Below are 23,204 nucleotides of genomic sequence, written 5' to 3' on the forward strand. Positions count from 1 at the left end.
AGGGGGTGCTCGCGTGACGAAGCATCTCGGCCGCGTAGCCGCGCTAGCCGGCTTGCTGGTGTCGCTCTGGCTCGTCTGGCAGGACAATCCCGGCGCCGTGCTCGGCGCGCTGCGCGCGGCCGGCGCGGGGCTGCTGCTGGCGGCGCTCGCGCACGTGCTGCCGATGCTCGCCAACGCTTGCGACTGGCGTTCGCTGATTCGTGGCGCGAACCGTCCTGGTCTCCTCAATATGCTGCACCTCGTGTGGGTGCGCGAATCGGTGAATAGCATGCTGCCGGTGGCGCGCATCGGCGGCGAAGTGGTGTCGTTTCGCATGCTCAAGCGCTGGGGCGTGCGGCCGTCCATGGCGGTGGGCAGCATCATCGTCGATATGCAGCTCACGGTGATCAGCCAGTTGCTCTTCACGATGGTCGGCATCGGCTTTCTGTTCGCACACGCGCATTCCGACACGCTGCGGCTCGCCGGGCAACTGGCGTGGGGCGTGGTGGTGCTCACGCCGTTGCTGGTGCTGTTCGCGCTGGTGCAGCATGCGAGTCCGTTCGAGCGCATCACGCGCGCGCTCAATCATATGACGAGCGGCAAGCTCGCCGCGCTGGTCGGGCAGTCGGCGCAGATCGATCAGGCCATCAAGCTGATCTGGCGCCGGCGTGGCGTGGTGTTGCGCTATCTGTTCTTCTGGCAGCCGCTGCAGTGCTTCCTCACGTCGCTGGAAATCTGGCTGGCGCTGTACTTTCTCGGCGTGCAGGTCACGCTGGTGGAAGCGGTGGTGATCGAATCGCTGATCCAGGCAATCAGTAGCGCGGCCTTCTTCGTGCCGGGCGGTCTCGGCGTGCAGGAGGGCGGCTTCATTCTGATCGGCGGCGCGCTGGGCCTCGATCCATCCATCTGTCTCGCGCTGGCCGGCGCGCGCCGGATTCGCGACCTCGTGATGTTCGTGCCCGGCCTCATTGCATGGCAGTTCGCGGAGTCGTCGAATCGGGCACCCGAGCGGGCGTTCGAGCGCGCACCTTAGCCCGCCTGCGCATAAGCGGGAAACGACACCTCGACCGCGAGCCCGCTCTCGCCGATACCCTTGCCCAGACGCAGGCTCGCGCCGAAATGCTCCGCGATCCGCGCGACGATTGAAAGACCTAGTCCGCTGCCGGTGGCCTGATTGCCGGTCGCGCGGAAAAAACGATTCGTCAGACGGTCGAGGTCGCTCGCCGCGACACCGGGGCCGTCGTCGCGCACGGTCACCTGCACCCGGTCTTCGGCGTGCTGCACCGCCACTTCGATGATGCCGCCGGCATGCCCGTACTTGATCGCGTTATCGAGCAGATTGTCGAGCAGGATGCCGATCAGCACGGGCTCCGCGTCGATTTCCGCGCGCATGTCGCCGAGCAGCATCACGTGAATGTTTTTCTGCTGCGCGTTGCGCTCGTTGGCGAGCAGCGCGTCTTTCGCCACCGTTGCTGGTTTGAGCGGCGCCGTCGAGATTTTTTCATGCACGTCCAGGCGCGCGAGCAGCAGCAATTGCTCCGCGAGCCGCGCGCTGCGGTCGACGCCTTGCACCACGCGCTCCATGGCCAGCCGCTGGCGCACGGTGTCCTGTTCCGCCAGCGCGACTTGCGCCTGCACCTTGATCGCGGCCAGCGGCGTTTTCAGTTCGTGCGCGGCGTCGGCGGTGAACGCGCGTTCGCGCTCCAATGAATGCAGCAAACGCGACAGCAGCTGATTGATCGCATCGACCAGCGGGCGCACCTCGGTCGGCGCGCGGCCGATGTCGATCGGTTCCAGCCGGTTCACGTCGCGTGAGCGGATAGCGCGCGAGAGCAGCCTGAGCGGCGCCAGACTCCAGCCGATGCTGAGCCACACCAGCACCGCCAGCACCGGCAGCGCGACCAGCGTAGGCCGGGCGATCCGGCTCGCGACGCCGCTCACCAGGTCGCTGCGCGTATTGGCCGGTTCGAATACGCGCACGGTGTGGCCGAGCGTAGTGTCGCGCAAGGTGAACGAGTGGTACATCTGGCCGCCGAGCGTGATGTCCTGCGTGCCGCTCACGGCCGGCACCGGCAGGTCCCACGCCTTGAGCTCGCGCAATTGCGGGCTGCCCGCCAGCACGGCGCCGTTCGGGCCGCGCACCTGGAACAGCGCGTCGCGCGGCAGCGCGTCGTCGTCGTCGCTGTCGTTGGCGCCCGGCTCGCCGCCTTTTTCTTCCTCGCGCACGTCGATGCGCGCGTTGGCGAGCGTGGTCAGATTGCGCTGATCGAGCAGGGCGAGAATCTGCGCGAGTTCCGCGAGACGCGCCTCTTCCCATTCGGCGACTTCGCGCGTGGCCTGACGATAACTCGACACCAGCGCAATGCCCCAGACCAGCGCGATGCTGGTGAGGACCAACAGCACGAGACGCCGGCGAATCGACGCGCCCATCATTCTTTCTCCACCACGTAGCCGATATTGCGCACGGTCTTGATCAGCTTCGCGCCGAGTTTCTTGCGCAGATTGGACACGTGCACCTCGATCGCGTTGCTCTCGATTTCCTCCTGCCAGCCATACAGGCTTTCTTCGAGACGCGAGCGCGACTGGGGAATCCCCTGGTTGGTCAGCAACTGCAACAGGATCGCCCACTCGCGCGAGGTGAGCGACACGCGCGTCGCGCCCACTTCGACGGTTTGCGCGGCCGGGTTGACCGTCAGGTCCTGATAGCGGATCCGCTCGACGCTGCGGCCCTGCGCGCGGCGCAACAACGCCCGGCAACGGGCGATCAGTTCGGTCAGATCGAAGGGCTTGCCGAGATAGTCGTCGGCGCCCGCTTCGAGGCCGCCGACACGGTCGACCACCGTGCCCCGCGCGGTCAGCACGAGCACCGGCACGTCCTTGCCCGAATCGCGCAGGCGTTTCAGCAGTTCCATACCTGACACGCGGGGCAGGCCGAGATCGAGCAGCACCAGCGCGTAGGCGGTGGTGTCGAGCGCGAGACCGGCCTTGTGGCCGTCGCGAGCCCAGTCGACCGTGAAGCCGGCTTGACGCAGTCCCGCTTCGATACCGCAGCCGATCAGGTCGTCGTCTTCTACGAGGAGTACGCGCATGAGTTGAATATTTCCGTTCGATGTTCCATTGCACGGCAGCCGCGATATTCGAGCAGACGCTGGGCCGTAGTCCGAAGTTTAACCATGCTGTTCATCCCCCGCTTTATACGCCTTCTACCTTAAGGTTTCCTTCAGCTTGAATCGCTACTATCGCCCCTCAACAGATCGCTGTCGCGGCGTCATCGCGGACACGCGGCGGCGGGGCTGTTGCGATGTCGTTGCAGTTCAATCGTAAGCACATCGATGGGATGACAGTCGGTGCTTTTCCACGCCGACGAGTTGCGTCGAATCAGGGCGCCGGGCATTCCATCAGGTCACGAGACCCAGCCATGAAGCCAGCCACCGTCGACATGCTGCGCGCCCACCTGATGGTGGCCTCGCTCACCGCCATGGGCGCCGAGTTGCTCGCGTGCCTCGCACTGCTGGTGCTGCCGGTTTCGCAGAGCGTCTTCAGTTCCATGCCGTTCCGTCTGCTCGCCATCGCCGTGATTGCGAGCGGCGTGATCGTGACGCGCCAGTTCGCGCACGCTGCCTTCGAACTCGCGCTGCAGGGCCACTACGCGACCGGGACCAACCGTCTCGCGCGGCCGGTCGCGATCGCCTCGGATTGTCCGCGGCGCTGGCTCGTGATTCTTCATCTGCGCCTGACCGGCAGAGCGTTCGTGCTGGCCGAGCACTGACGGAACCGGACGATGGCGGTGCACGCGGTGACGGCATCCCAATGGATCCTGCTAGCCGGCTGCGCATGCGCGTCGCTGTACGCGCTGCTGGCGGCGGTCGCGATGCCGTTTTTTCGGCTCGCGCCGCGGCGCGGCGGGTCGTGCCTCTTATTTCACCTCGCAAGCTTCGCAGCCGCTGCATCGCTTCGCGCATGTCGGCGTCAGCGTGCTCAAGCCGCTGTGCGGCGCGGAGCCGCGTCTCTACGACAATCTGCGGACCTTTTGCGATCAGCGTCATGAGCATTTTCAACTGGTGCTCGGCGTGTCCTCGCCGGACGATCCGGCGATTGCCGTAGTGCGCCGTTTGCAAGCCGCCTATCCATCGCACGATATCGAACTCGCGATCGACACGCGCGTGCACGGCAGCAATCTCAAGGTTAGCAATCTGATCAACATGGCGGCGCGGGCACGCCATGACGTGATCGTGATTGCCGATAGCGACATTGCCGTCGAAGCCGATTATCTCGACACTGTGGCCGCGCCGCTCGCGGATGCGCGTGTTGGCGTGGTCACGTGCCTCTACGTGGCGCGCGGCATCGGCGGCTTCTGGCCGCGCGTGGGCGCGCTCTTCATCAACGAATGGTTCGCGCCGTCGGTGCGGGTCGCGCACGCGGCCGGCTCGCGCCGTTTCGGCTTCGGTGCGACGCTCGCGTTGCGGCGCGCCACGCTCGAGCGCATCGGCGGTTTCGAGGCGCTGAAAAACTGTCTCGCGGACGATTACTGGCTGGCCGAACACGTGCGCGCTCTCGGCCTGCAAACCGTGCTCTCGCGCGTGACGGTGGCCACCGACGTGATCGAGCCGGCGTTATCGGCCTTGTGGCAGCGCGAAACACGCTGGCTGCGTACGATTCGCTCGGTGAATGCGCCGGGTTTCGCGTTCCTCTTCATTACGTTTCCTACACCCTGGCTCGTGGCCGGCGCGTGGCTCACCACCGCCCTCGCGGCCAGTTCGTCCGACGCGGTGCATGCGTGGGCCGCGTTCACGAGCGCAACCGGCACGGCCGCCGGCCTCGCCGCGCGTCTGTTGTTGCATCTGCGCTCGGCGCGTCGTGAGCGTACGTTCTGGCGAGATCTGCCGCTGGTGCCGTTGCGTGATACGTTGCTGGCGTTGCAGTGGTGCGCCGCCGTGTTCGGCTCGCATGTGATATGGCGCGGTGCGCGCGTGCCCGTCGACGCCTCCACGTCGAAGGCCGCGCGCAACGGCGCGTTGAACGTGATGGATGTGATGGAGACGTCGGATGGCGGCTAAGCCACGCGCATTGATCGTCACCGCCGACGATTTCGGCCTGCACGCGCGGGTGAATCTGGCGGTCGAGCGGGCGCATCGCGAAGGCGTCCTGAGCGCCGCGAGCCTGATGATCGGCGCACCGGCTGCCGGCGACGCGGTGGCGCGCGCCCGCGCCTTGCCGCGGCTGCGCGTCGGCCTGCATCTGGTGCTGGCCGACGGCGACGCGGTCACGCCGCGCGCGGGGATTGCCGCCTTGCTCGACGAGCATGGCCGCTTCGGCGACAACATGGTGCGCGACGGCGTGCGGTTTTTCTTTTTGCCGCATGTGCGCAAGCAGCTTGCGCGGGAAATTCGCGCGCAGTTCGATGCCTTTGCGCAGACCGGTCTGACGCTCGACCACGTCAACACGCACAAGCATTTTCATTTGCACCCGACGGTGCTCGGATTGATTCTGGACATCGGACGCGAGTATGGGATGAAGGCCATGCGCTTGCCGTTCGAAGCGAATGCGCCGCTGTGGTTGCGGCCGTGGATCGCGCGGGTCAAGGCGCGTCTGGATCGCGCCGGCATCGCGCATAACGATTACGTAGTGGGAATCGCCGATAGCGGCCGGATGGATGAGGCGGCGTGGCTGGCGGCGCTCGCCGATCTGCCGCACGGGGTGGGGGAGATTTACTGCCATCCCGCGGTGGCGGGGGAGCGGCCGTTGAGTGACGGGATGAGGATGTATCGTCACGAGGACGAATTGCGCGCGTTGTTGTCGCCGAAAGTTGCTATGGCGATTCGTGCGGCGGGGGTGCGGGTTGGCGGGTTTCGTGATGTGCTGAAGGTGTAGGTCTTTCACTGCGTCGACTGAGTCGGAGATGCGCCCGCGGCGAGCCGCAGGTGCACACACCGGAAGCCGCGCGGGCCGCATAGCGCCGCTTAGATCGCCTCCTTCTTCATCAACAACTTCAACAACACCGGCAGCAACAGCAACACCAGCGGCAACTGAACAATCAGCCCCGAGATAATCGCGATCGCCAGCGGCTGCTGCATCGCCGATCCTTGCCCCAATGCAAAAGCCAGCGGTAGCAGCGCGAGAATCGCGGCGATCGTCGTCATCGCGATAGGACGCAGACGATTGCGCCCGGCGCTCAGCAACGCTTCCTCGAATGGCATTTCGTCATCCCGCACGAGCCCCTGCAGCTCCGAAACATAAAAAATCGCCACCTCGGTCACGATGCCGATGATCATCGTCATCCCCATCATCGCGGAGATGTTCAACTCGATGCCGGTGATCCACAAGCCGATGAACACCGCGCCCGCCGCCAGCAACGGCATCGCCATGACCGCCAGCGCGACGCGAAAGCGCTCGTACAGAAACAGCAGCAAACCGAACACCAGCGCGATCGCCGCACCGAACACACTCAGCAGCCCTTTGAACGCAATCTGCTGCTGCTGATACAGGCCGCCCAATTCGTAATACACGCCGCTCGGCAATAGAGCCTTATCGCTGAGCGTCTTCTGCACGTCGGCGATCGTCGAGCCGAGATCGCGGCCGTCGATGCGCGCGGTCACCGCCACCATCCGTTTCAGATTGTCGCGGCTGATTTCCGGCTGGCCTGTCACCGTCACCTGATCGGCGACGCGATCGAGCGCGAACAGGTGGCCGTCTGGCGCGCGAATCTGCAACTGTCCCAGTTGCGTATCCGTGAGCTTCATCGCGCCGGCCACGCGCACGCGCACGCCGACCGTTTTCGGGCCGCTCTGGAATTGCGTGGCCACATTGCCTTCCACCATATCGGAGACGGCCTGAGCGATCGACTGCGGGTCCATGCCTTCGGCGGCCGCCGCTTCCGGGCGGATGTGCAATTCGAGGGCGTCGCCGGCCGGATTGATGCCGTCGTTCACGTCCACCACGCCCTGGATCTTGCCGATTTGCGCCGCGACCTTGCGCGCGGTCGTGTCGAGCGTGGTAGGGTCGTCGGAATAGATCTTGATCTGGACCGGTTGCGGCACTGCCGTCAGGTCGCCGATCAGATCCTCCATCAACTGCGCGAGTTCGATACTCACGCCCGGCACCTGAGTCTCGATCTTCGAGCGGATTTCTTCCATCACGGTGTCGATCGGTTCGCGGTTGCCAGACTTCAGCCGCACGAAGAAGTCGCCCTTGTTGGGCTCGTTCAGGTCGCCGCCAAGACCGGCGCCGGTGCGGCGCGAATAGGTCGCGACATTCGGATTCGCGCGGATGATGCTCTCGATCTGCTTCATCAAGCGGTCGGTCTCGGTCACCGACGTGCCCGGTTCAGTGTGATAGTCGAGCACGAAACCGCCTTCGTCCATGCTCGGCATGAATCCGCTGCCCACGCGAGTGAACGCGAACGCGGCCACCACGATCAACGGCAGCAGGCCCAATAACACGAGCACCGGCCGCGCGGTGACGCGCTCGACCAGAAACGCGTAGCGCCGGTTCATCCACGAGGCGAAGCGGGTTTCCTGGTGCTCCTCGGCGTCTTTCGGTTTCAGCCAGCGGTCGCACAGAATCGGCACCGCGAGCCACGTGACGAGAAACGAGATGAACAGGGCGCTTGCCATGGTCACGGAGAGCGCCTTGAAGAACGCACCCGTCACGCCGGACAGAAACGCCAGCGGCACGAAAATGATCAGCGTTGCCGCCGACGACCCGGCCAGCGGCCGCGTGAATTCGAGCGCCGCCGCCATCACGCGGCCATGAAATGCGCGCGCGCCGCCCTCGCGCATGCGCCGCACGATGTGTTCGATCATCACGATCGCATCGTCGATCACGAGACCGACGGCGGCTGCCATGCCGCCGAGCGTCATGATGTTGAAGCCCATGCCGAACACGTCGAGCAGGAGGATCGTCGCGGCCATCACCACCGGCACGAGTGCGACGGCGATCGCGGTGATCTTCCAGTTGCGCAGGAAAGCGAACAGCGTCAACGCCGCCAGCACCACGCCGATCATGATCGCGTCGCGCACGCTGGTGGCCGAGGCGATCACCAGTTCGCTCTGGTCGTACCAATTCGACAGATGCACGCCGGCCGGCATCTGATGCTGGAAATCGGCGAGCTTCGCACGGATCGCCTTGGCCATCGCCACGCTGTTCGCGCCCGGCTGCTGATACACGTTGATGAGCACGGCGTCCTGGCCGTCGGCAGTGACGCGCATCCATTGCGGCACCACGCCAGCGCGTACGGTCGCGATGTCGCCGAGGCGGATCTGCGTCGCGCCGTTGGCCGACACCACGACATTGCGCAGTTCGTCGAGCCGCGTAATGGTGGTGTTGGCGATCACGAGGTAGAGCTTGTAGTGATCCTCGATGCGGCCGTTCGCCATCAGCACATTGCTCGCGCCGATCGCCTTCGACACATCGGACAGCGAGAGCTTGTACGCGGCGAGGCGGGCGGGATCGATCGCGACTTCGAACTCGTCCTGATCGCCGCCCGTCACGTCGACGCGCGCCACGCCTTCCACCGAAGACAGCAACGGCCGCATCTGGAATTGCGCGAGGTCGTGCAGCGCGGAGAGCGACTGCCGCTGCGAAGTCAGGCTATACGCCAGCACCGGAAACACGGTGGGGTCCATGCGCCGCACCTGCATCGAGGTGCCTTGCGGCAGCGTCGCGAGTATTTCGCTGATGGCCGACTGCGCCTGCAAGGTGGCTTGCGCCATGTCGGTGCCCCAATCGAAATTGATCGAGATTTCGGCTGCGCCGCGGCTCGTTTTCGATTCGACGTCGCGCACGTTCGGCACGCGCCGCAGCGCTTCTTCCACAGGCATCGTGACGAGCGTGGCCATCTGTTCGGCGGGGCGGTCGCCCGCGTCGAGCGAGACGACCGCACGCGGAAACGCGACGTTCGGGAACAGCGAGATCGGCAGGCGGAACGCGGTCAGTGCGCCCGCCATCGCCAGCAACGCGATCACGAACAGCAGCGAGCGCCGGTGCTTCTGCATCCATTGACCGAAATTCATCGCGGCGTGCCTCCGCTGGTTTGCACCGCCATGCCGTCCTTCAACTCATAGTTGCCGCTGACCACGAGGCCCTCGCTGGCGTCGAGCGGGCCATCCACGCCGTAGCGGTCGCCGTTCTCCACCTGCGTGGTCACCGCCACGCGGCGCGCCTTGTTCTGCGGCGTGATCTGAAACACGTACGCACCGTTGTCGTCTTTCAGCACGGCGGCGCGCGGCACGATCCAGTGCGTGCCGCTGCGGGTCGCGATATCGGCGCTCACGCGCGTGCCGGGAATGAAGGCAGTCTGACCGAGCGGCACGTTCGCGCCGACGTCGACGAGTTGACTCTGCTGATCCACGGACGCGCCGACCAGCGCGACGTGGCCGTTCACCGAAGTCTTCGCGAGCGACGCGGACAGGCCGTGCAACGTAACGGTGTCGCCGGCGTGGATCGCGGCGGCATCGGCGGGTTCGACGCCGAGCATCACGTTGGCGCGCGCGTCCTTGCCGCTGCCGCCGGCGAGTTGCAGGATCGCCGCGCCGGGCTGCACCTGGTCGCCCTGAGCGGCCGTGACCTGCAGCACCACGCCGTCGTTTGGCGCGGTGATGATCTTGTTGCCGCTTGCCACGCCTGTCTGGATCTGCGCGGCGAGCGCCTGCTGTGCGTCGTCTGCAGCCTTGCGGGCACTGGCGAGTTGCGACTGGGTGGCGAGCGCTTTGTCGTACAGCGATTGCGTGCGCGCCAGCTCGCCTTGTGCGAGTGTCACGGCGCTTTTCGCCTGGGTGGCCGCGAGGACGGCGGCAGGGTCGGCCTGCACGACGAAGAGCGGCGTGCCGCGCGCCACGGTTTGCCCAGGCTGCACGCGCATCTGCACGATACGCGCGGTATACGGCAGATTGACGGTGGTGAGGTTCGAGGCGGACGCCGCGACGATGCCATATGCCCGCACCGGCTGCGCGATCTCGGCGCGCTGCACGTGCACGGTCTGGACGGCGACCACCGGTTGATCGGCGGCGTCGGCGGCGGGCGCTGCCGCGGCGCTTGCGGCAGGGGCCGCATGAACGCCGGCGCACAGCAACGTGGCGCAGGCGATAAAAATCGCACCGGCGGCAATGCGTGGCCGCAGCGCTGAGGTCAGGCTATTTCGCATGAGTGTCGGAGTCAGTCAGAGCGGTGGAGTAGGCGTCGGGAATCGCGCTGCCGAGCAGTGCCTGCAAGCCGACGCGTTGTTCGGCGAGCGACTCGCGCAACGTCGCGACGTCGATCTGTTTGGTGAGCGCGGCACTTCGCGCGTCGGTGTAAGCGCCGAGCGCGAGGTTGTGTTCCGCGTAGGCCGCGGCCGCGTCGTTGGCGGCTACGTCGACATCAGGCAAGGCGGCCTCGGTCTGCTGCAACTGCCGTGTGAGGATCGTGTTGTCCGCGCGCAGATGCGCGACATCCGCGTAAGCGTTGTTCAGCCGCGCCTGATATTCGTCGCGCAGGTGCTGGCGGGTCGCTTGCTCGATCGCGACGTTGCCCTGGTTACGGTTGAAGATCGGCAGGCTCAAGTTGATCTGGAAGCCGCTCGTGTAGATGTTCGAGGTATCGCGCGCCCGCACGAAGCCCACGGACAGACTCGGAAACTGGCTGAGAATCGCGGCGCGATATTTCTGTTCCTGCGCCTCGTAGCCGGCTTGCAGCGCGATCAGATCGGGGCGGCGTCGAGGCAATCCTGCGAGCGTGGCGTCGAGCGTCGTGTCGGAGAGCGGCTCGATGTCTTCGCCGCCGGTGAGTTGCAATTGCACCTCGGGCGAGACGCCGAGCAGCGCGTTCAGATCGTGGTGCGTTTGCTCGGCTGCGCGCTCGGCGTCGGTGTATTGCTTGCGTGCGTCGCTATAGGCGAGGAGCGCCGCATTCAGCGTGTCGTCGGTGAGATTGCGGTCTCGGCGCGCTTCGGCCATGCGTTCGTAGCGCGTGCGCGCGAGATCGCGCTGACGCTGCAAAAGCGGCAACGTGTCCTGCTGGAAGCGCGTCTTGATGAACAACTGCCGCGCCTGCGCGACGATCTGCCATTCCTGCCACAGCAGACCAAGATCGGTTTTGGCCACGGTGGCGTCGGCTGATCGTTGGTTGGCGCTGCGCACGACGATCGCCATCACGTCCATGCTCAACCCGTAGCTGAACGCGCGCGTGGTGCCGATCTGGCCGGGATAATCGCTCGATACGCTCAGTTGCGGGTCGGGCAGCAGACCCGCCGAGTAGGCCTGCGCGCGGGCGATGCCGAGGTCGTCGCGGGCCAGCTTGAGGTCGGGATTGTTGGCCACCGCGAGCATCGCGACTTCGTCGATATCGAGCCCGTCGGACGGGTCGAAGCGATGCGCGGCCAGTTCCGGCAGCGGCATGCTCGACGGATCGATACGGATGCGTTCGAGCGAATGCGCGGAGGTGGACGTGTCTTGCGGCGCGAGCGGCTCGCGGTGATACCACGTGCAGCCGCCCATCAGCAGCGCGCAGAGCGGCACGAGCGCGCGCAGCCGGTCGTATGGTCGCGAAGTGTGTTTGACCGCGGGCTCGGCCGGCGCGGCGAACCCTGACACGGCCGCCGATATAGCCGCCGTTGCGGCATTGAAAACGGGCAAAGTCCGGCTCCTGAACGAAGAAATAGGGCATCCGCGCAGGGATGCCGCGAACAGGAGCCGATTCTGCTGATGGACTGCTTAAGACACGCTTAACGCCAATTTAAGCGTCCCTTCAGCGTCGCTTCAGGAAAACATAAGCAAGCCATAAGGAAGCGTTAAGCTACCGGGCGAGACAATGCCGGGGCCAACACGGGAGAGGAGAGACCATGCGTCTGCTACTGGTCGAAGACGACGACATGATTGCGGAAACGGTACTGGGCGCGATGCGCCGCGCCGGCTACGCGATCGACTGGGCCGAAGACGGCCGCGCGGCGGAGTTGTCGCTCGACAATGGTGTGTACGACCTCGTGCTGCTCGATCTCGGCTTGCCGAAGAAGGACGGCATCGACATCCTCAACGCCTATCGCAAGGGCGGCGGCGCCGCGCCGGTCATCATCCTGACGGCTCGCGACGCCGTCGACGCACGGATTCGCGGCCTCGACGCCGGCGCCGACGACTATCTGATCAAGCCATTCGACCTCGACGAACTGGCCGCGCGCGTGCGTGCGCTGCTCAGACGCCGCACCGGCCAGAAGCAGCCGGTCTACGCCCACGGCGAGCTCACGCTCGACCCCGCCGCGCACGAAGTCACCAAGTCCGGCGAGTCGCTGCCGCTCGTGCCGCGCGAATTCGCGCTGCTGCAGGCGCTGATCGAAGAGCCGACGCGCGTGTTCACCAAGGCCGAGCTGGAAGAGAAACTGTACGGCTGGGGCGAGGAAGTGGGCAGCAATACCATCGAAGTGCATGTACATAGCCTGCGGCGCAAGATCGGCGCGGAGCAGGTGGTGACCGTGCGCGGCGTGGGCTACCGTCTGAAGAGGTACTGATGAAGTCGATTCGCCGGTGGCTGCTGGGTTGGCTGATCTTCGGCCTGGCGGTTGCCTCGGGCGTGGCCGGCTACGGCATCTTTCACACGGCGCGCGAGGAAGCGAGCGAACTGTTCGACTACGAGTTGCGCACGATCGCGCTGTCGCTGCCGTCGAACCTCGCCGGTGCGGGCGACGGTGAACATCGCAACCCCGACCTCGGTGGTCTGGCCGACGACCGGGTCGTCATCGAAATCTGGGACGCTGCCGGCAAGCTCATCTATCACTCGCTGCAGGCGCCGGTGTTTCCGCGTCAGCCCGCGGGCTTCAACACGGTGGAGCGCGGCGAGTATCACTGGCGCACATTCGCCGTGCAGCAGGCGCAGCGTTATATCCAGGTGGCGCAGCCCATCTCCGTGCGCGAGGACCTTGCGCTGCAACTCGCGCTGCACACGCTCTGGCCGCTCGGCGTGCTGGTGCCGGTGACGATCGTGCTGGTCCTGCTGGTGGTGGCGCGCGGGCTGGCGCCGATCGGCGGGCTATCGCGCGCGCTGTCCACCCGCACCATCGACTCGCTCGAACCGCTGCGTCTGGACGGCAGCGTGCCGGTCGAAATCAAGCCGCTGGTCGAAGCCCTCAACGATATGCTGCAGCGACTGCACACGGCGTCGCAGGCACAGCGCACCTTTATTGCCGATGCCGCGCACGAGTTGCGCTCACCGCTCGCCGCGCTGAAGCTGCAATTGCAGGCCGCGTCGCGCGACGGTTCGTTAAAGGGCGAAGGGCAAACGCTCGAGCGCGTCGAAGGGCGCGTCAACCGCATCATTCACCTGGTGCAGCAACTGCTGACGCTGGCGCGTGAAGACGCGCATCCGGTCACGTCGATGGTGCCGGTCAGCTTGCGCCGGATCGGTGAGCAGGCCGTGGGTGATTTTTCGTTGCTGGCGGAAACGAAGGAGATCGACATCGGCCTGGAATGCGAAGGCGCGCGCACGGAGGGCGATGCTTATACCGTGCTGGCGGAGCCGCACGGCATGAGCGTGCTGCTGGGCAATCTGATCAACAATGCGATCCGGCATACGCCGCGCGGCGGCCGTGTCGACGTGATCCTGAAGCGTGCCGGTACGCGCGTTGGCTTCGAGGTCGTCGATACCGGCGCGGGCATTCCGGAGGCCGAACTCGAACGGGTCTTCGACCGCTTCTATCGCGGCGAGGAAGCGCAAGGCGAGGGCAGCGGCCTCGGGCTCGCGATCGTGTCGCGTATCGCCGAGCGGCATCAGATGGACCTTTCGCTGCGCAACAACGAGGGCCGGCACGGCTTGCGTGTGACCGTGTCCGGTCTGAAGGCGCATGACGTCGACGCGCCGGTGGCCGTCAAAAGCTGACGGCCATTGCTTCATGGCGCGGCATTCATACGGAGCGCTCCCTGGACAAGGGCGATGAACGCTGATCGTTCGATGCATCACTGGGCGGCCCGTTTAGCGTCGCGTCCAGTTCCGACGCGCTCGACACCTGGCGCAATTCGTCGGCGATGATCGACACCAGCGCATCCGCCGCGGCGCTCAACGGGCGGCGCGGATGGCTCACACACACGATATGCCGCACGATGCGCGGCGCGAGGATCGGATAAGCGCGCAGGCTGCCCAGGCGCACCGCGCGCTGCACGGCGATACGCGGCAGGATGGTCGCGAAGTGCGTGCTTTCCACCAGCTTCACGATCGTGCTCAACACGTCGATCTCGAAGCGCGGCGCGAGCAGCACGTCTTCATGTTGCGCGGCTGTATCGAGCACGCCGCGCAAGCCGTGGCGCTTGGTCGGCAACACCAGCTCCAGCTCGGGCAGTTGCGCGAGTTCGATCGCATGCGGCAACTCGGGGCCGTGCTCGGCGCTCGTCACCAGCACCATTTCCTCGTCGAGCAAGGGCTGCGCGTCGAGCGAGAGACGCGCGCGCGGCTTGTTGATCAGCGCCGCGTCGAGCTGGCCGCCCGCCACCCAGTCGATGAAGGTCGCGCTGTAGCCGTCCGCCACGGTCACCTCGACATGCGGGTAGCGCGCGTGGAAACGCGATAGCGCATCGGCCAGCACGCTTTCCGTAACCGACGCGATCAGCCCGATCGATACATGGCCGGTCACCACCTCGTCACGCTGCACGAGTTGCTGACGCGCATGCGCGAGATCGCGCATGATCGGTAGAAAGAGCCGATACATGAGCCGGCCGGCGGCAGTCGGCGCCATGCCGTGCGCGTTGCGCTCGAAGAGCTGCTGGTGCAGTTCGTCCTCGAGTTTGGCGATCTGCATGCTGAGCGCGGGCTGCACGATGTTCAGGCGTTTCGCCGCCCGCGTGACCGAACCGTCCTCGAAGAGCGCGATGAAATACTGGATTTGCCTGAGGTCCATGTTGGTATGAATAAAACATCAGCAAACGTAATGAGAATGACGCGCCGTATCAGATAAAGGCCGCAACCGTGTGCCATGGACGCTCCCAAACCCTCAGCCGACGGTGGCGCATGCGCCCCCGCCCGCGCCGTGTCTATTGATATCCTGCCTACAATTACCTGTCATTGGTGCTAACACGCATATCATCGGGAATGATTCGACGCATCAATAATCAATATTAGAAGTTATACGCTGATCTCGTTACGCTTCCATCATCAACTGGCAGTCCGGTTCGGACATGAAGCCAGGCATTGATGGAGACGTAGATGAATACTCGCGATGCCGCATCGCACGGTACTTTTCACCTGACGTGGGCCCGCCCGTCCGCCGCGCTCACGCTGCGCGACTGGCTGGCGCATCTGGCGCGCACGGGCCGGGTCGCGACGATCGACAAGCCGGTCGCGCTCGAACACGAACTCGCCGCGATTGCAAAGCGGCTGGACGGCACGCAAGCCGCGTTCTTCACGAAGCCGGGCGGTCACGACGTTCCGGTGGTCAGCGGTTTCATGTCGCGGCGCGCGTGGATCGCGGAAGCGATGGGCGTGGCCGAGGCCGATCTGCTGGCGCGCTTTCGCGACGCGGCCGATCAGCCGGTTCCTTCGAAGGAAATCCCGCGTGCCGAAGCAGCCTGCCAGCAGGTCGTGCATACCAGCGGCATCGATCTTCACAAGCTGCTGCCGATTCCGACTCATAGCGAGCACGACAACGGGCCGTACATCACCGCGGGTCTCGTGATTGCACGCAATCCGCGTACCGGCGTGCAGAACGTGTCCATCAACCGCATTCAGGTGCATGGACCCGATCGCATGGCGATCCTGCTGTTGCCGCGCCACTTGTATGCGTTTCAGAAGGCAGCCGAGGAAGCCGGCGATGCGCTCGACGTGGCGGTCGCCATCGGCGTCGATCCGCTGACGATGCTCGCCTCGCAAGCCATCACTCCTATCGATCACGACGAACTGGAAATTGCCGGTGCGCTGCATGGCGCGCCGCTACCGGTTGCGAAGTGCGTGACGAACGACGTGCATGTGCCGGCGTTCGCCGAGATTGTGATCGAAGGCCGCATCCTGCCGAACGTGCGCGAGCCGGAAGGTCCGTTCGGCGAATTCCCGAAGTACTACAGCGCGAAGGAAGCGCGCGAGGTGATCGAGGTTACAGCGGTCACGCATCGCAGTGATCCGATCTTTCATACAATTGTGCCGGCTGAGATGGAGCATCTGCTGCTCGGCGCGATTCCGCGCGAAGCGACGCTGCTCGCGCATCTGCAACGCAGCCATCCCGGCGTGAAGGACGTGCATCTTTCGGCGGGTGGCGTGTGCCGTTATCACTTATGGGTGCAGTTCGACAAGAAGCGCGAAGGCGAAGCAAAGAACGTGATTCTTTGCGCATTCGGTGCGCATTACGACATCAAGCAGGTGGTGGTCGTCGATACCGATGTGGACGTGCATGATCCGGCCGAAATCGAATGGGCAATCGCCACGCGCTTCCAGGCGGATCGCGATCTCGTCGTGATCGCAGGCGCGCAGGGTTCGCCGCTCGATCCCTCGACGACCGTGGGTCAGCCGGAAGACGCGCCGCCGCATCTGCAGGGCGTGAGCGCGAAGATGGGCCTCGACGCCACGCGGCCGGCGGTCTATCCGGCGCACGTCTTCACGCGCGTCTACATCCCCGGCCAGGACACGGTCGATCTCGACGCGCTCGTCGCAGCGGACAACCGCGCGTTCGATGCCTATCTAAGCCGCCATCATGACTGAGCGTATCGTCGTCGGCATCTCGGGTGCGAGCGGCGCGCTGATCGGCGTGCGTCTGCTCGCCGCGCTGCGCCGGCTCGGCACGCACGAGACGCATCTGATCGTGTCGGCCTCCGGCGCGGTCACGGCGGCGCAGGAACTCGGTCTGACGCGCGGTGACATCCACAAGCTCGCCGACGTCGTCCACAGCGTGCGCGACGTCGGCGCGTCCGTCGCAAGCGGTTCGTTCCTCACGGCGGGAATGGTGATTGCGCCGTGCTCGATGAAAACGCTAGCGAGCGTCGCGAACGGCTTCGCCGACAACCTGCTCACGCGTGCCGCCGATGTGATGCTCAAGGAGCGCCGCCGGCTCGTGCTGGTCGCGCGCGAAACTCCCCTGAACCTTGCGCATCTGCGCAACATGACGCTCGCCACCGAAATGGGCGCGATCGTGATGCCGCCGGTGCCCGCTTTCTACGCGCATCCGAAGACGATCGACGATGTGGTCGATCACACGGTCGGGCGCATTCTGGATCTGTTAGGCATCGAGCATCGCGAAATCGCGCGTCGCTGGAGCGGTCTCGCCGACGAATTCGCGAGCCGCGATGAAGGAGCAGAGCAATGAACCAGCGTGAGACCGCCTTTGCCGATATCAATGCACGCGCTGCGGATGAAGTCGCGCCGGAGCACAAAGCGCACTCGCGGCGGCATCTCGGCCGCCCGATGGAGCGTCTGGAAGATCCCGCGATTCTCACCGGCCACGGCCGTTACGGCGACGACATCGGCATCCGGCCCGGCACGCTGCACGCCGCGATCCTGCGCTCGCCGCACGCGCATGCCGAACTGGTGTCGATCGACACGGAAGCGGCGTCGCAGCTCGGTGGCGTGCGCGCCGTACTCACACGCGACGATCTGCGCGGATGGTCGCGACCGTTCGTGGTCGGCGTGAAGTCACCGATGGAGCAGTGGGCGCTGGCGATGGACCGCGTGCGCTATGTCGGCGAACCGGTGGCCGTCGTGATGGCGGAATCGCGCGCTATCGCCGAAGACGCGCTCGATCTGCTCAAGGTCGAGTACGCGACGCTCGATCCGGTCACATCGATCGAACAGGCGGCAAACGACCAGTCGCCGGTATTGCACGAGAAGGTCGGCAGCAATGTGATCAGCGACCGGCACTTCCGCTACGGCGAGCCGGAAGCCGCGTTCGAGAAAGCGCCGCATCGCGTGAAACTGGTTGCGCACTATCCGCGCAATAGCTGCGCGCCGATCGAATGCGGCGTGGTGATCGCGGAGTATCTGGCGGGCGATGAAGGCTACGACGTCACGTCGAATTTCATGGGCCCGTTCTCGCTGCACGCGGTGATGGCGATGGCGCTGAACGTGCCCGCCAACCGTTTGCGTCACAAGGCGCCGCGCGATTCGGGCGGCAGCTTCGGCGTGAAGCAGGCAGTGTTTCCGTACGTCGTACTGATGTGCCTCGCTTCACGCAAGGCGGGCGCGCCGGTGAAATGGGTCGAGGACCGGCTCGAACATCTGAGCGCGGCCACTTCCGCGACCGCGCGCGTATCGACACTCGAAGCGGCGGTGGAAAACGACGGCCGCATCACGGCGCTCTCCTACGATCAACTCGAAGACTGCGGCGGCTATCTGCGCGCGCCGGAACCGGCCACGTTCTATCGCATGCACGGCTGCCTGACCGGCGCGTATGCGATCGACAATCTGCTGGTGCGCAACCGCGTCGTGCTGACCAACAAGACGCCGACGGGGCTAGTGCGCGGCTTCGGCGGACCGCAGGTGTATTTCGCGCTCGAACGGCTGATGCAGCGCATCGCGCTCGAACTGAAGCTCGATGTGCTCGATGTGTACCGCCGCAACTTCGTCGCCGCCGATGCGTTCCCATATCGCGCCGCGGCCGGCGCGCTGCTCGACTCGGGCAACTATCAGGAAGCGCTGCGCCGCGCGCTGGCCGAAGGCGGCTATGACGAACTGCATGCGCGTCGTGAGGCGGCACGCAAGGAAGGACGTCTGTACGGCATTGGCTTTGCGGCGATCGTCGAACCGTCGGTGTCGAACATGGGCTACATCACGACGGTAATGCCCGCCGACGCCCGCAAGAAAGCCGGACCGAAGAGCGGCGCGATCGCGAGCGCGACGGTGAGCGTCGATCTGCTCGGCGGCGTGGTGGTGACGATTGCGTCGACGCCCGCCGGCCAGGGGCATATGACGGTGTGTGCGCAAGTCGTAGCGGACGTGCTCGGCGTCTCGCCGCACGATGTCGTCGTCAATGTCGAATTCGATACACACAAGGATGCGTGGTCGGTGGCGGCGGGCAATTATTCGAGCCGCTTTGCCGGTGCGGTGGCGGGCACGGTGCATCTGGCGGCGGTGCGCGTACGGGACAAGATCGCGCGCATCGTGTCGAAACAATTGGGCTGCGCGCCGGACGATGTCTGTTTTGAAGAAGGCCGCATCTTTGCAAAGGGCGCCGAGGATCGCGCGCAGCCGTTCGGCCGCGTCGCCGCCAATGCGCCGCATTGGGCGCCCGCGCTGTTGCCCGAAGGCGAAGAACCCGGTCTGCGCGAGACGGTGTTCTGGAATCCGCCGAACATGGCCGCGCCGGACGAGAACGATCGCATCAACACTTCGGCGGCCTACGGCTTTGCGTTCGACATGTGCGGGGTCGAAGTGGATCGCGCCACCGGCCGGGTGCGGATCGACCGCTACGTCACCGCGCACGACGCCGGCACGCTGCTGAACCCCGCGCTCGCCGACGGCCAGATTCGCGGCGCCTTCGCGCAAGGGCTCGGCGCGGCGTTGATGGAGGAATTCCGCTACGGCGCGGACGGCAGCTTCCAGTCCGGCACGCTCGCCGACTATCTGATGCCCACCACTTGCGAAGTGCCCGATCCGGTGATCGTGCATCTGGAGACGCCGTCGCCGTTCACGCCGCTCGGTGCGAAAGGACTCGGCGAGGGCAACAACATGAGCACGCCGCCGTGCATCGCGAATGCGGTGGCGGACGCGCTCGGCGTCGACGATATCCGTTTGCCGCTGACGCCTTCGAAAGTGATGGCGCTGATCGGCATCGACGATCCCGCGCCGTCGCGTCCCGAGTTGCGTGAAGCCGCAGCGGCCAAACCGGCGCTGCCGGGCGGCGGCAAGGCGCTTACCGCGCAGGGCAGCGTCGATCTGCCGGCGTCGCCGGAAGCGATTTTTGCCGTGCTGCTCGATCCGAACGCGCTCGCCAAGGTCATTCCCGGCTGCCATGCGCTCGAAGCCGAAGGTACGAATCAGTATCGCGCCGACGTGACGGTCGGCGTCGGCATGATCAAGGCGCGTTTCGAAGCGAAGATCGGCCTGTCGGAAATCGACGCGCCGCATCGGCTGCGTTTGGCTGGCGCGGGCATGTCGTCGCTCGGCAGCGCGCGCGGCAGCGGCCTCGTCGAATTGACGCCGATTGAAAACGGCACGCGTCTTTCGTACGACTACGAAGCCCAGGTGTCGGGCAAGGTCGCGGCGGTCGGCGGGCGCATGCTCGAAGGCGCGGCCAAGGTCGTGTTGCGGCAGCTGTTCGAATCGCTCGGCCGTCAGGCGGCGGGCAAGCCGGTTCAAACCGGTGGCTCGTGGCTCTCGCGCCTCTTCGCCCGTTTCAGGAGACAGGCATGAAACCCGCGCCGTTCGATTATTTGCGCGCCATGACCACCCAGCATGCGCTCGACGCCCTCGCGCAAAGCGGCGAGGACGCACGCGTGCTGGCCGGCGGCCAGTCGTTGATGGCGGTGCTGAACATGCGGCTCGCGCAGCCGCGCATGCTGATCGACATCTCGCGCACCGACGAGCTGAACTCGGTGCGTGTCGATCACAAGGCGGGCTTGCTGGTGGTGGGCGCGGCGGCGACGCAAGGCAGCGTCGAGTGGCGTGAATCTCTGCGCGACGAAGTGCCGTTGCTGGGGATGGCGTTCCCGCACATCTCGCACTTCCAGATCCGCAATCGCGGCACGGTGTGCGGTTCGATAGCGCATGCCGACCCGAGCGCGGAACTGCCGCTGGTGCTGGCCGCGCTCGGCGGCGACGTGATGTTGCGCTCGAAAAGGAAACACCGCGTGCTGCCCGCCGCCGAGTTTTTTCAAGGCATGTTGATGACCGCGCGCGAGCCGGATGAACTCGTCGAAGCCGTGCGCTTTCCGCTGAAGCGGCAGGGCGAACGCCACGGCTTCACGGAATTCTCCGCGCGCCACGGCGACTTCGCGATGGTTGCTTGCGCGGCGGTCGTGACGTGCGATTCGATCCGCCTCGCGGTGGGCGGCGTCGCGGACCGGCCGGTGGTCGAGCAATGGCCGCGTCTGCGTGACGAGGATCTGCGCAGCGCATTGAACGATTTGAGCTGGAAGCTGGGCGCGCAGGACGACGCGCATATCAGCGCGGCGTATCGCCGGCATCTGGTCCGGCAACTCGGATGGCGCGTAATCGAGGAGGCGAAGTGAGCAACACATCGAACGGCAACGTGCACGTGATGCGGCAGGGCGAACGGCAGTGCGTCACGCTGACGCTCAATGGCCGTGAACGCAGCGGCTATTGCGAGCCGCGCGAACTGCTATCGGATTTCATTCGTCACGAACTGGGCGCGACCGGCACGCACGTCGGCTGCGAGCATGGCGTGTGCGGCGCGTGCACGGTGCACGTCGACGGCGTGGCGGGACGCTCGTGCCTGATGCTGGCGGTGCAGGCGGAGGGACGCCGCATCGACACCGTGGAGGGACTCGCGCCCGACATGAAACTCGGAGACTTGCAGCAGGCGTTCCAGCGTCACCACGCGTTGCAGTGCGGCTTCTGCACCGCTGGAATTCTGATGTCGTGCGCGGACTATCTGCAGCGCGTGCCCGATCCGAGCGAAGCGCAGGTGCGCGACATGCTCTCGGGTCATCTGTGCCGCTGTACGGGCTATACGCCGATCGTCGCCGCGGTGCTCGACGTGGCTTCGCGGCGCCGGCAAGGCAAGACGGCTGGCGAGACCGTGGAGGCCGCTCATGCTTGATCTCGGCCGAACCTTTTTGCAGAGCGTGGAACGCAGCCCCGATGCACTCGCGCTCGTCGACGGTGAGTTGACGCTGACATATGCGCAGTGGCATCGACTGATCATGAAGGTGGCCGAAGGTCTGCGCGGCCTGGGCCTCGCGCATGGCGACCGCTTGCTGGCGGTGCTGCAAAACCGCTGGGAAATGGCGACCTTGCATTGGGCCTGCCAGTTCACGGGCGTGGTGATCGTGCCGCTGAACTGGCGTGCGAAACGCGATGAACTTGACTACTGCGTGACCGACGCCGGTGTGAAGGCGATCGTGTACGAGCCGGTTTGCGCCGATGCCGTCGCGCAGAGTCCCGCAGCGCAACGTCTGCCGCGTATCGGTCTCGACGACGCGCAGGGCCGCACCGCGAGCTTCGAAACACTGATGGCGCACAGCACGCCGGATGCGCTGAACGCCGGGCACACCTGCGCGAATGCCGACGACTACTCGCTGATTCTCTACACCTCGGGCACCACCGGCAAGGCGAAGGGCGTGCCGCGCCGTCATCGTCATGAACGCGCCGCCGCGCTCGCGCATGTCGCGCAGAATCTGTATGGCCACGGCGAGCGCACGCTCGGCGTGATGCCGCTTTATCACACGATGGGCGTGCGCTCGCTGCTCTCGATGGCACTCGTGGACGGCCTGTTCGTCTGCGTGCGCCGCTGGAATGCGCGCTTCGCACTCGATGCGATTGCGCAGCACAAGCTCACGTGTCTCTATCTGGTGCCGACGCTGTATCACGATCTGCTGGCCGATCCGGCTTTCGCGTCGATTGATACGTCGACGGTGAAGAAGCTCGGTTTTGCCGGGGCGCCGATGAACGACGGTTTGCTCAAGCGCCTCTCGGCGGCGTTCGAACCGGAACTGTTCGTCAATCACTACGGCTCGTCCGAGGTCTACACCTTCAGCATCGATCAGGACGCCACGCGCAAGCCGGGCAGTGCGGGGCGCGCGGGCATCAACACGCGTTTGCGCGTCGTCAGGCTCGACGCCCACACGCCCGAAGACCTCGCGCAAGTGGGCGAGGAAGGCCAGATCATCGCCGACCTGCTCGGCGACGAAGCCTTCGAAGGGTACTGGAACCGTCCCGATGCGAACGCCAAATCATTGCGCGACGGCTGGTATTTCACGGGCGACACCGGTTTCTTCGACGCGCAAGGCGACCTGTACGTGTCGGGCCGCGTCGACGACATGATCATCAGCGGCGGCGAGAACATTTCGCCGGTCGATATCGAGTCGGTGCTGTCGCTGCATCCCGCGGTCGACGAGGTCGCGGTGGCCGGAGTGAAGGACGAGCGCTGGGGCCAGCGCGTGGTCGCCTTCGTCAAGCGCCGCGATTACGTCGACGCCGACACGCTCGACGCGCACTGCCGCACCTCCGATCTCGTCAACTTCAAGCGTCCGCGCGAATACGTGTTCGTCGACGACATACCGAAGTCGCCGGTCGGCAAGATCCTGCGCCGCAAGCTGTCCGCGGGCGAGTACCACCGCGACACGCGCGGCGAATCCATTGCACCTCACACGGAAACCACCAAGGAGTAACCT

General features: G+C 65.6%; 17 protein-coding genes and 1 pseudogene. 12 read left to right on the top strand and 6 right to left on the bottom strand.

Annotated features, from left to right (window positions below; all coding sequences use genetic code 11):
* Nucleotides 1–13: 13 nt before the first annotated feature.
* Nucleotides 14–1,012, top strand: a complete 999-nt coding sequence (locus B0G74_RS07970; protein WP_132374290.1) for a flippase-like domain-containing protein — start codon at nt 14–16, stop codon at nt 1,010–1,012.
* On the opposite strand, the gene B0G74_RS07975 is transcribed toward B0G74_RS07970, so the two are convergent.
* Together B0G74_RS07975 and B0G74_RS07980 are read right to left on the bottom strand one after the other, a co-directional pair.
* A complete protein-coding gene (locus tag B0G74_RS07975) occupies nt 1,009–2,412 on the bottom strand; it encodes an ATP-binding protein (RefSeq protein ID WP_132374291.1) in 1,404 nt (467 codons plus the stop codon). The genes B0G74_RS07970 and B0G74_RS07975 overlap by 4 nt on opposite strands.
* Nucleotides 2,409–3,068 (bottom strand): response regulator transcription factor, encoded by a 660-nt coding sequence (locus B0G74_RS07980; protein ID WP_132374292.1) that lies wholly within the window; start codon nt 3,066–3,068, stop codon nt 2,409–2,411. Before B0G74_RS07980 ends, B0G74_RS07975 begins: the two co-directional genes overlap by 4 nt.
* A gap of 329 nt (nt 3,069–3,397) precedes the next feature.
* On the opposite strand from B0G74_RS07980, the gene B0G74_RS07985 reads away from it, so the two are divergent.
* From B0G74_RS07985 to hpnK, 3 genes and pseudogenes are all read left to right on the top strand, one after another.
* The gene (locus B0G74_RS07985) at nt 3,398–3,748 is read left to right on the top strand and encodes a hypothetical protein (protein WP_132374293.1); all 351 of its coding nucleotides are present in this window, start codon (nt 3,398–3,400) and stop codon (nt 3,746–3,748) included.
* Between the two features lie 12 nt (nt 3,749–3,760).
* Nucleotides 3,761–5,036, top strand: a pseudogene (gene hpnI, locus B0G74_RS07990) (bacteriohopanetetrol glucosamine biosynthesis glycosyltransferase HpnI).
* Nucleotides 5,026–5,850, top strand: coding sequence for a hopanoid biosynthesis-associated protein HpnK (gene hpnK, locus B0G74_RS07995; protein WP_132374294.1), 825 nt, complete (start codon nt 5,026–5,028; stop codon nt 5,848–5,850). The pseudogene hpnI and the gene hpnK overlap by 11 nt, the downstream one beginning before the upstream one ends.
* Before the next feature lie 89 nt (nt 5,851–5,939).
* On the opposite strand, the gene B0G74_RS08000 is transcribed toward hpnK, so the two are convergent.
* From B0G74_RS08000 to B0G74_RS08010, 3 genes are read right to left on the bottom strand one after another with little or no spacing between them, the layout of a single operon-like run.
* Entirely contained in the window at nt 5,940–8,990 is a 3,051-nt protein-coding gene (locus B0G74_RS08000; protein WP_132374295.1) for an efflux RND transporter permease subunit, read from the bottom strand.
* Nucleotides 8,987–10,120 (bottom strand): efflux RND transporter periplasmic adaptor subunit, encoded by a 1,134-nt coding sequence (locus B0G74_RS08005; RefSeq protein ID WP_132374296.1) that lies wholly within the window; start codon nt 10,118–10,120, stop codon nt 8,987–8,989. Before B0G74_RS08005 ends, B0G74_RS08000 begins: the two co-directional genes overlap by 4 nt.
* A complete protein-coding gene (locus B0G74_RS08010; RefSeq protein ID WP_132374297.1) occupies nt 10,110–11,588 on the bottom strand; it encodes a TolC family protein in 1,479 nt (492 codons plus the stop codon). The genes B0G74_RS08005 and B0G74_RS08010 overlap by 11 nt, the downstream gene beginning before the upstream one ends.
* A 206-nt stretch (nt 11,589–11,794) precedes the next feature.
* Between B0G74_RS08010 and B0G74_RS08015 the strand changes: the two genes are divergently transcribed.
* Together B0G74_RS08015 and B0G74_RS08020 are read left to right on the top strand one after the other, a co-directional pair.
* On the top strand, nt 11,795–12,454 hold the full coding sequence (locus B0G74_RS08015; RefSeq protein ID WP_132374298.1) for a response regulator: 660 nt from the start codon (nt 11,795–11,797) through the stop codon (nt 12,452–12,454).
* Nucleotides 12,454–13,818, top strand: a complete 1,365-nt coding sequence (locus B0G74_RS08020) for an ATP-binding protein (protein WP_132374299.1) — start codon at nt 12,454–12,456, stop codon at nt 13,816–13,818. Before B0G74_RS08015 ends, B0G74_RS08020 begins: the two co-directional genes overlap by 1 nt.
* A gap of 25 nt (nt 13,819–13,843) precedes the next feature.
* Here the strand turns inward: B0G74_RS08020 and B0G74_RS08025 are convergent, their stop codons facing one another.
* Nucleotides 13,844–14,830: a LysR family transcriptional regulator gene (locus B0G74_RS08025; RefSeq protein WP_132374300.1), complete on the bottom strand. Its 987-nt coding sequence runs from the start codon at nt 14,828–14,830 to the stop codon at nt 13,844–13,846.
* A gap of 305 nt (nt 14,831–15,135) precedes the next feature.
* Between B0G74_RS08025 and B0G74_RS08030 the strand changes: the two genes are divergently transcribed.
* Genes B0G74_RS08030 through B0G74_RS08055 form a run of 6 tightly spaced genes read left to right on the top strand, consistent with a single transcriptional unit; the run spans nt 15,136 to nt 23,201 of the window.
* Nucleotides 15,136–16,620 (top strand): UbiD family decarboxylase, encoded by a 1,485-nt coding sequence (locus B0G74_RS08030; RefSeq protein ID WP_132374301.1) that lies wholly within the window; start codon nt 15,136–15,138, stop codon nt 16,618–16,620.
* Nucleotides 16,613–17,221, top strand: a complete 609-nt coding sequence (locus tag B0G74_RS08035) for a UbiX family flavin prenyltransferase (RefSeq protein WP_132374302.1) — start codon at nt 16,613–16,615, stop codon at nt 17,219–17,221. The genes B0G74_RS08030 and B0G74_RS08035 overlap by 8 nt, the downstream gene beginning before the upstream one ends.
* On the top strand, nt 17,218–20,262 hold the full coding sequence (locus B0G74_RS08040) for a molybdopterin cofactor-binding domain-containing protein (protein ID WP_132374303.1): 3,045 nt from the start codon (nt 17,218–17,220) through the stop codon (nt 20,260–20,262). The genes B0G74_RS08035 and B0G74_RS08040 overlap by 4 nt, the downstream gene beginning before the upstream one ends.
* Nucleotides 20,259–21,080 carry an FAD binding domain-containing protein gene (locus B0G74_RS08045; RefSeq protein WP_132374304.1) on the top strand — a complete coding sequence of 274 codons (822 nt, stop codon included), beginning with the start codon at nt 20,259–20,261 and terminating at the stop codon, nt 21,078–21,080. The genes B0G74_RS08040 and B0G74_RS08045 overlap by 4 nt, the downstream gene beginning before the upstream one ends.
* Nucleotides 21,053–21,631, top strand: coding sequence for a (2Fe-2S)-binding protein (locus B0G74_RS08050; protein ID WP_132374305.1), 579 nt, complete (start codon nt 21,053–21,055; stop codon nt 21,629–21,631). The genes B0G74_RS08045 and B0G74_RS08050 overlap by 28 nt, the downstream gene beginning before the upstream one ends.
* Nucleotides 21,624–23,201 carry an AMP-binding protein gene (locus B0G74_RS08055; RefSeq protein WP_132374306.1) on the top strand — a complete coding sequence of 526 codons (1,578 nt, stop codon included), beginning with the start codon at nt 21,624–21,626 and terminating at the stop codon, nt 23,199–23,201. Before B0G74_RS08050 ends, B0G74_RS08055 begins: the two co-directional genes overlap by 8 nt.
* Nucleotides 23,202–23,204: the final 3 nt, after the last annotated feature.

Origin of the sequence: Paraburkholderia sp. BL9I2N2 (assembly GCF_004339745.1) — a bacterium.
Lineage (GTDB): Bacteria > Pseudomonadota > Gammaproteobacteria > Burkholderiales > Burkholderiaceae > Paraburkholderia.

Bases quoted from the DNA above. Each gene is read 5' to 3' on its own strand.
- B0G74_RS08055 (WP_132374306.1), top strand. From the start codon at position 21,624: ATGCTTGATCTCGGCCGAACCTTTTTGCAGAGCGTGGAACGCAGCCCC.
- B0G74_RS08035 (WP_132374302.1), top strand. From the start codon at position 16,613: ATGACTGAGCGTATCGTCGTCGGCATCTCGGGTGCGAGCGGCGCGCTG.
- B0G74_RS08050 (WP_132374305.1), top strand. From the start codon at position 21,053: ATGGCGCGTAATCGAGGAGGCGAAGTGAGCAACACATCGAACGGCAAC.
- B0G74_RS08015 (WP_132374298.1), top strand. From the start codon at position 11,795: ATGCGTCTGCTACTGGTCGAAGACGACGACATGATTGCGGAAACGGTA.
- B0G74_RS08020 (WP_132374299.1), top strand. From the start codon at position 12,454: ATGAAGTCGATTCGCCGGTGGCTGCTGGGTTGGCTGATCTTCGGCCTG.
- B0G74_RS08025 (WP_132374300.1), bottom strand. From the start codon at position 14,830: ATGGACCTCAGGCAAATCCAGTATTTCATCGCGCTCTTCGAGGACGGT.
- B0G74_RS08005 (WP_132374296.1), bottom strand. From the start codon at position 10,120: ATGCGAAATAGCCTGACCTCAGCGCTGCGGCCACGCATTGCCGCCGGT.
- B0G74_RS08000 (WP_132374295.1), bottom strand. From the start codon at position 8,990: ATGAATTTCGGTCAATGGATGCAGAAGCACCGGCGCTCGCTGCTGTTC.
- hpnK (WP_132374294.1), top strand. From the start codon at position 5,026: ATGGCGGCTAAGCCACGCGCATTGATCGTCACCGCCGACGATTTCGGC.
- B0G74_RS07985 (WP_132374293.1), top strand. From the start codon at position 3,398: ATGAAGCCAGCCACCGTCGACATGCTGCGCGCCCACCTGATGGTGGCC.
- B0G74_RS08030 (WP_132374301.1), top strand. From the start codon at position 15,136: ATGAATACTCGCGATGCCGCATCGCACGGTACTTTTCACCTGACGTGG.
- B0G74_RS08045 (WP_132374304.1), top strand. From the start codon at position 20,259: ATGAAACCCGCGCCGTTCGATTATTTGCGCGCCATGACCACCCAGCAT.
- B0G74_RS08040 (WP_132374303.1), top strand. From the start codon at position 17,218: ATGAACCAGCGTGAGACCGCCTTTGCCGATATCAATGCACGCGCTGCG.
- B0G74_RS07975 (WP_132374291.1), bottom strand. From the start codon at position 2,412: ATGATGGGCGCGTCGATTCGCCGGCGTCTCGTGCTGTTGGTCCTCACC.
- B0G74_RS07980 (WP_132374292.1), bottom strand. From the start codon at position 3,068: ATGCGCGTACTCCTCGTAGAAGACGACGACCTGATCGGCTGCGGTATC.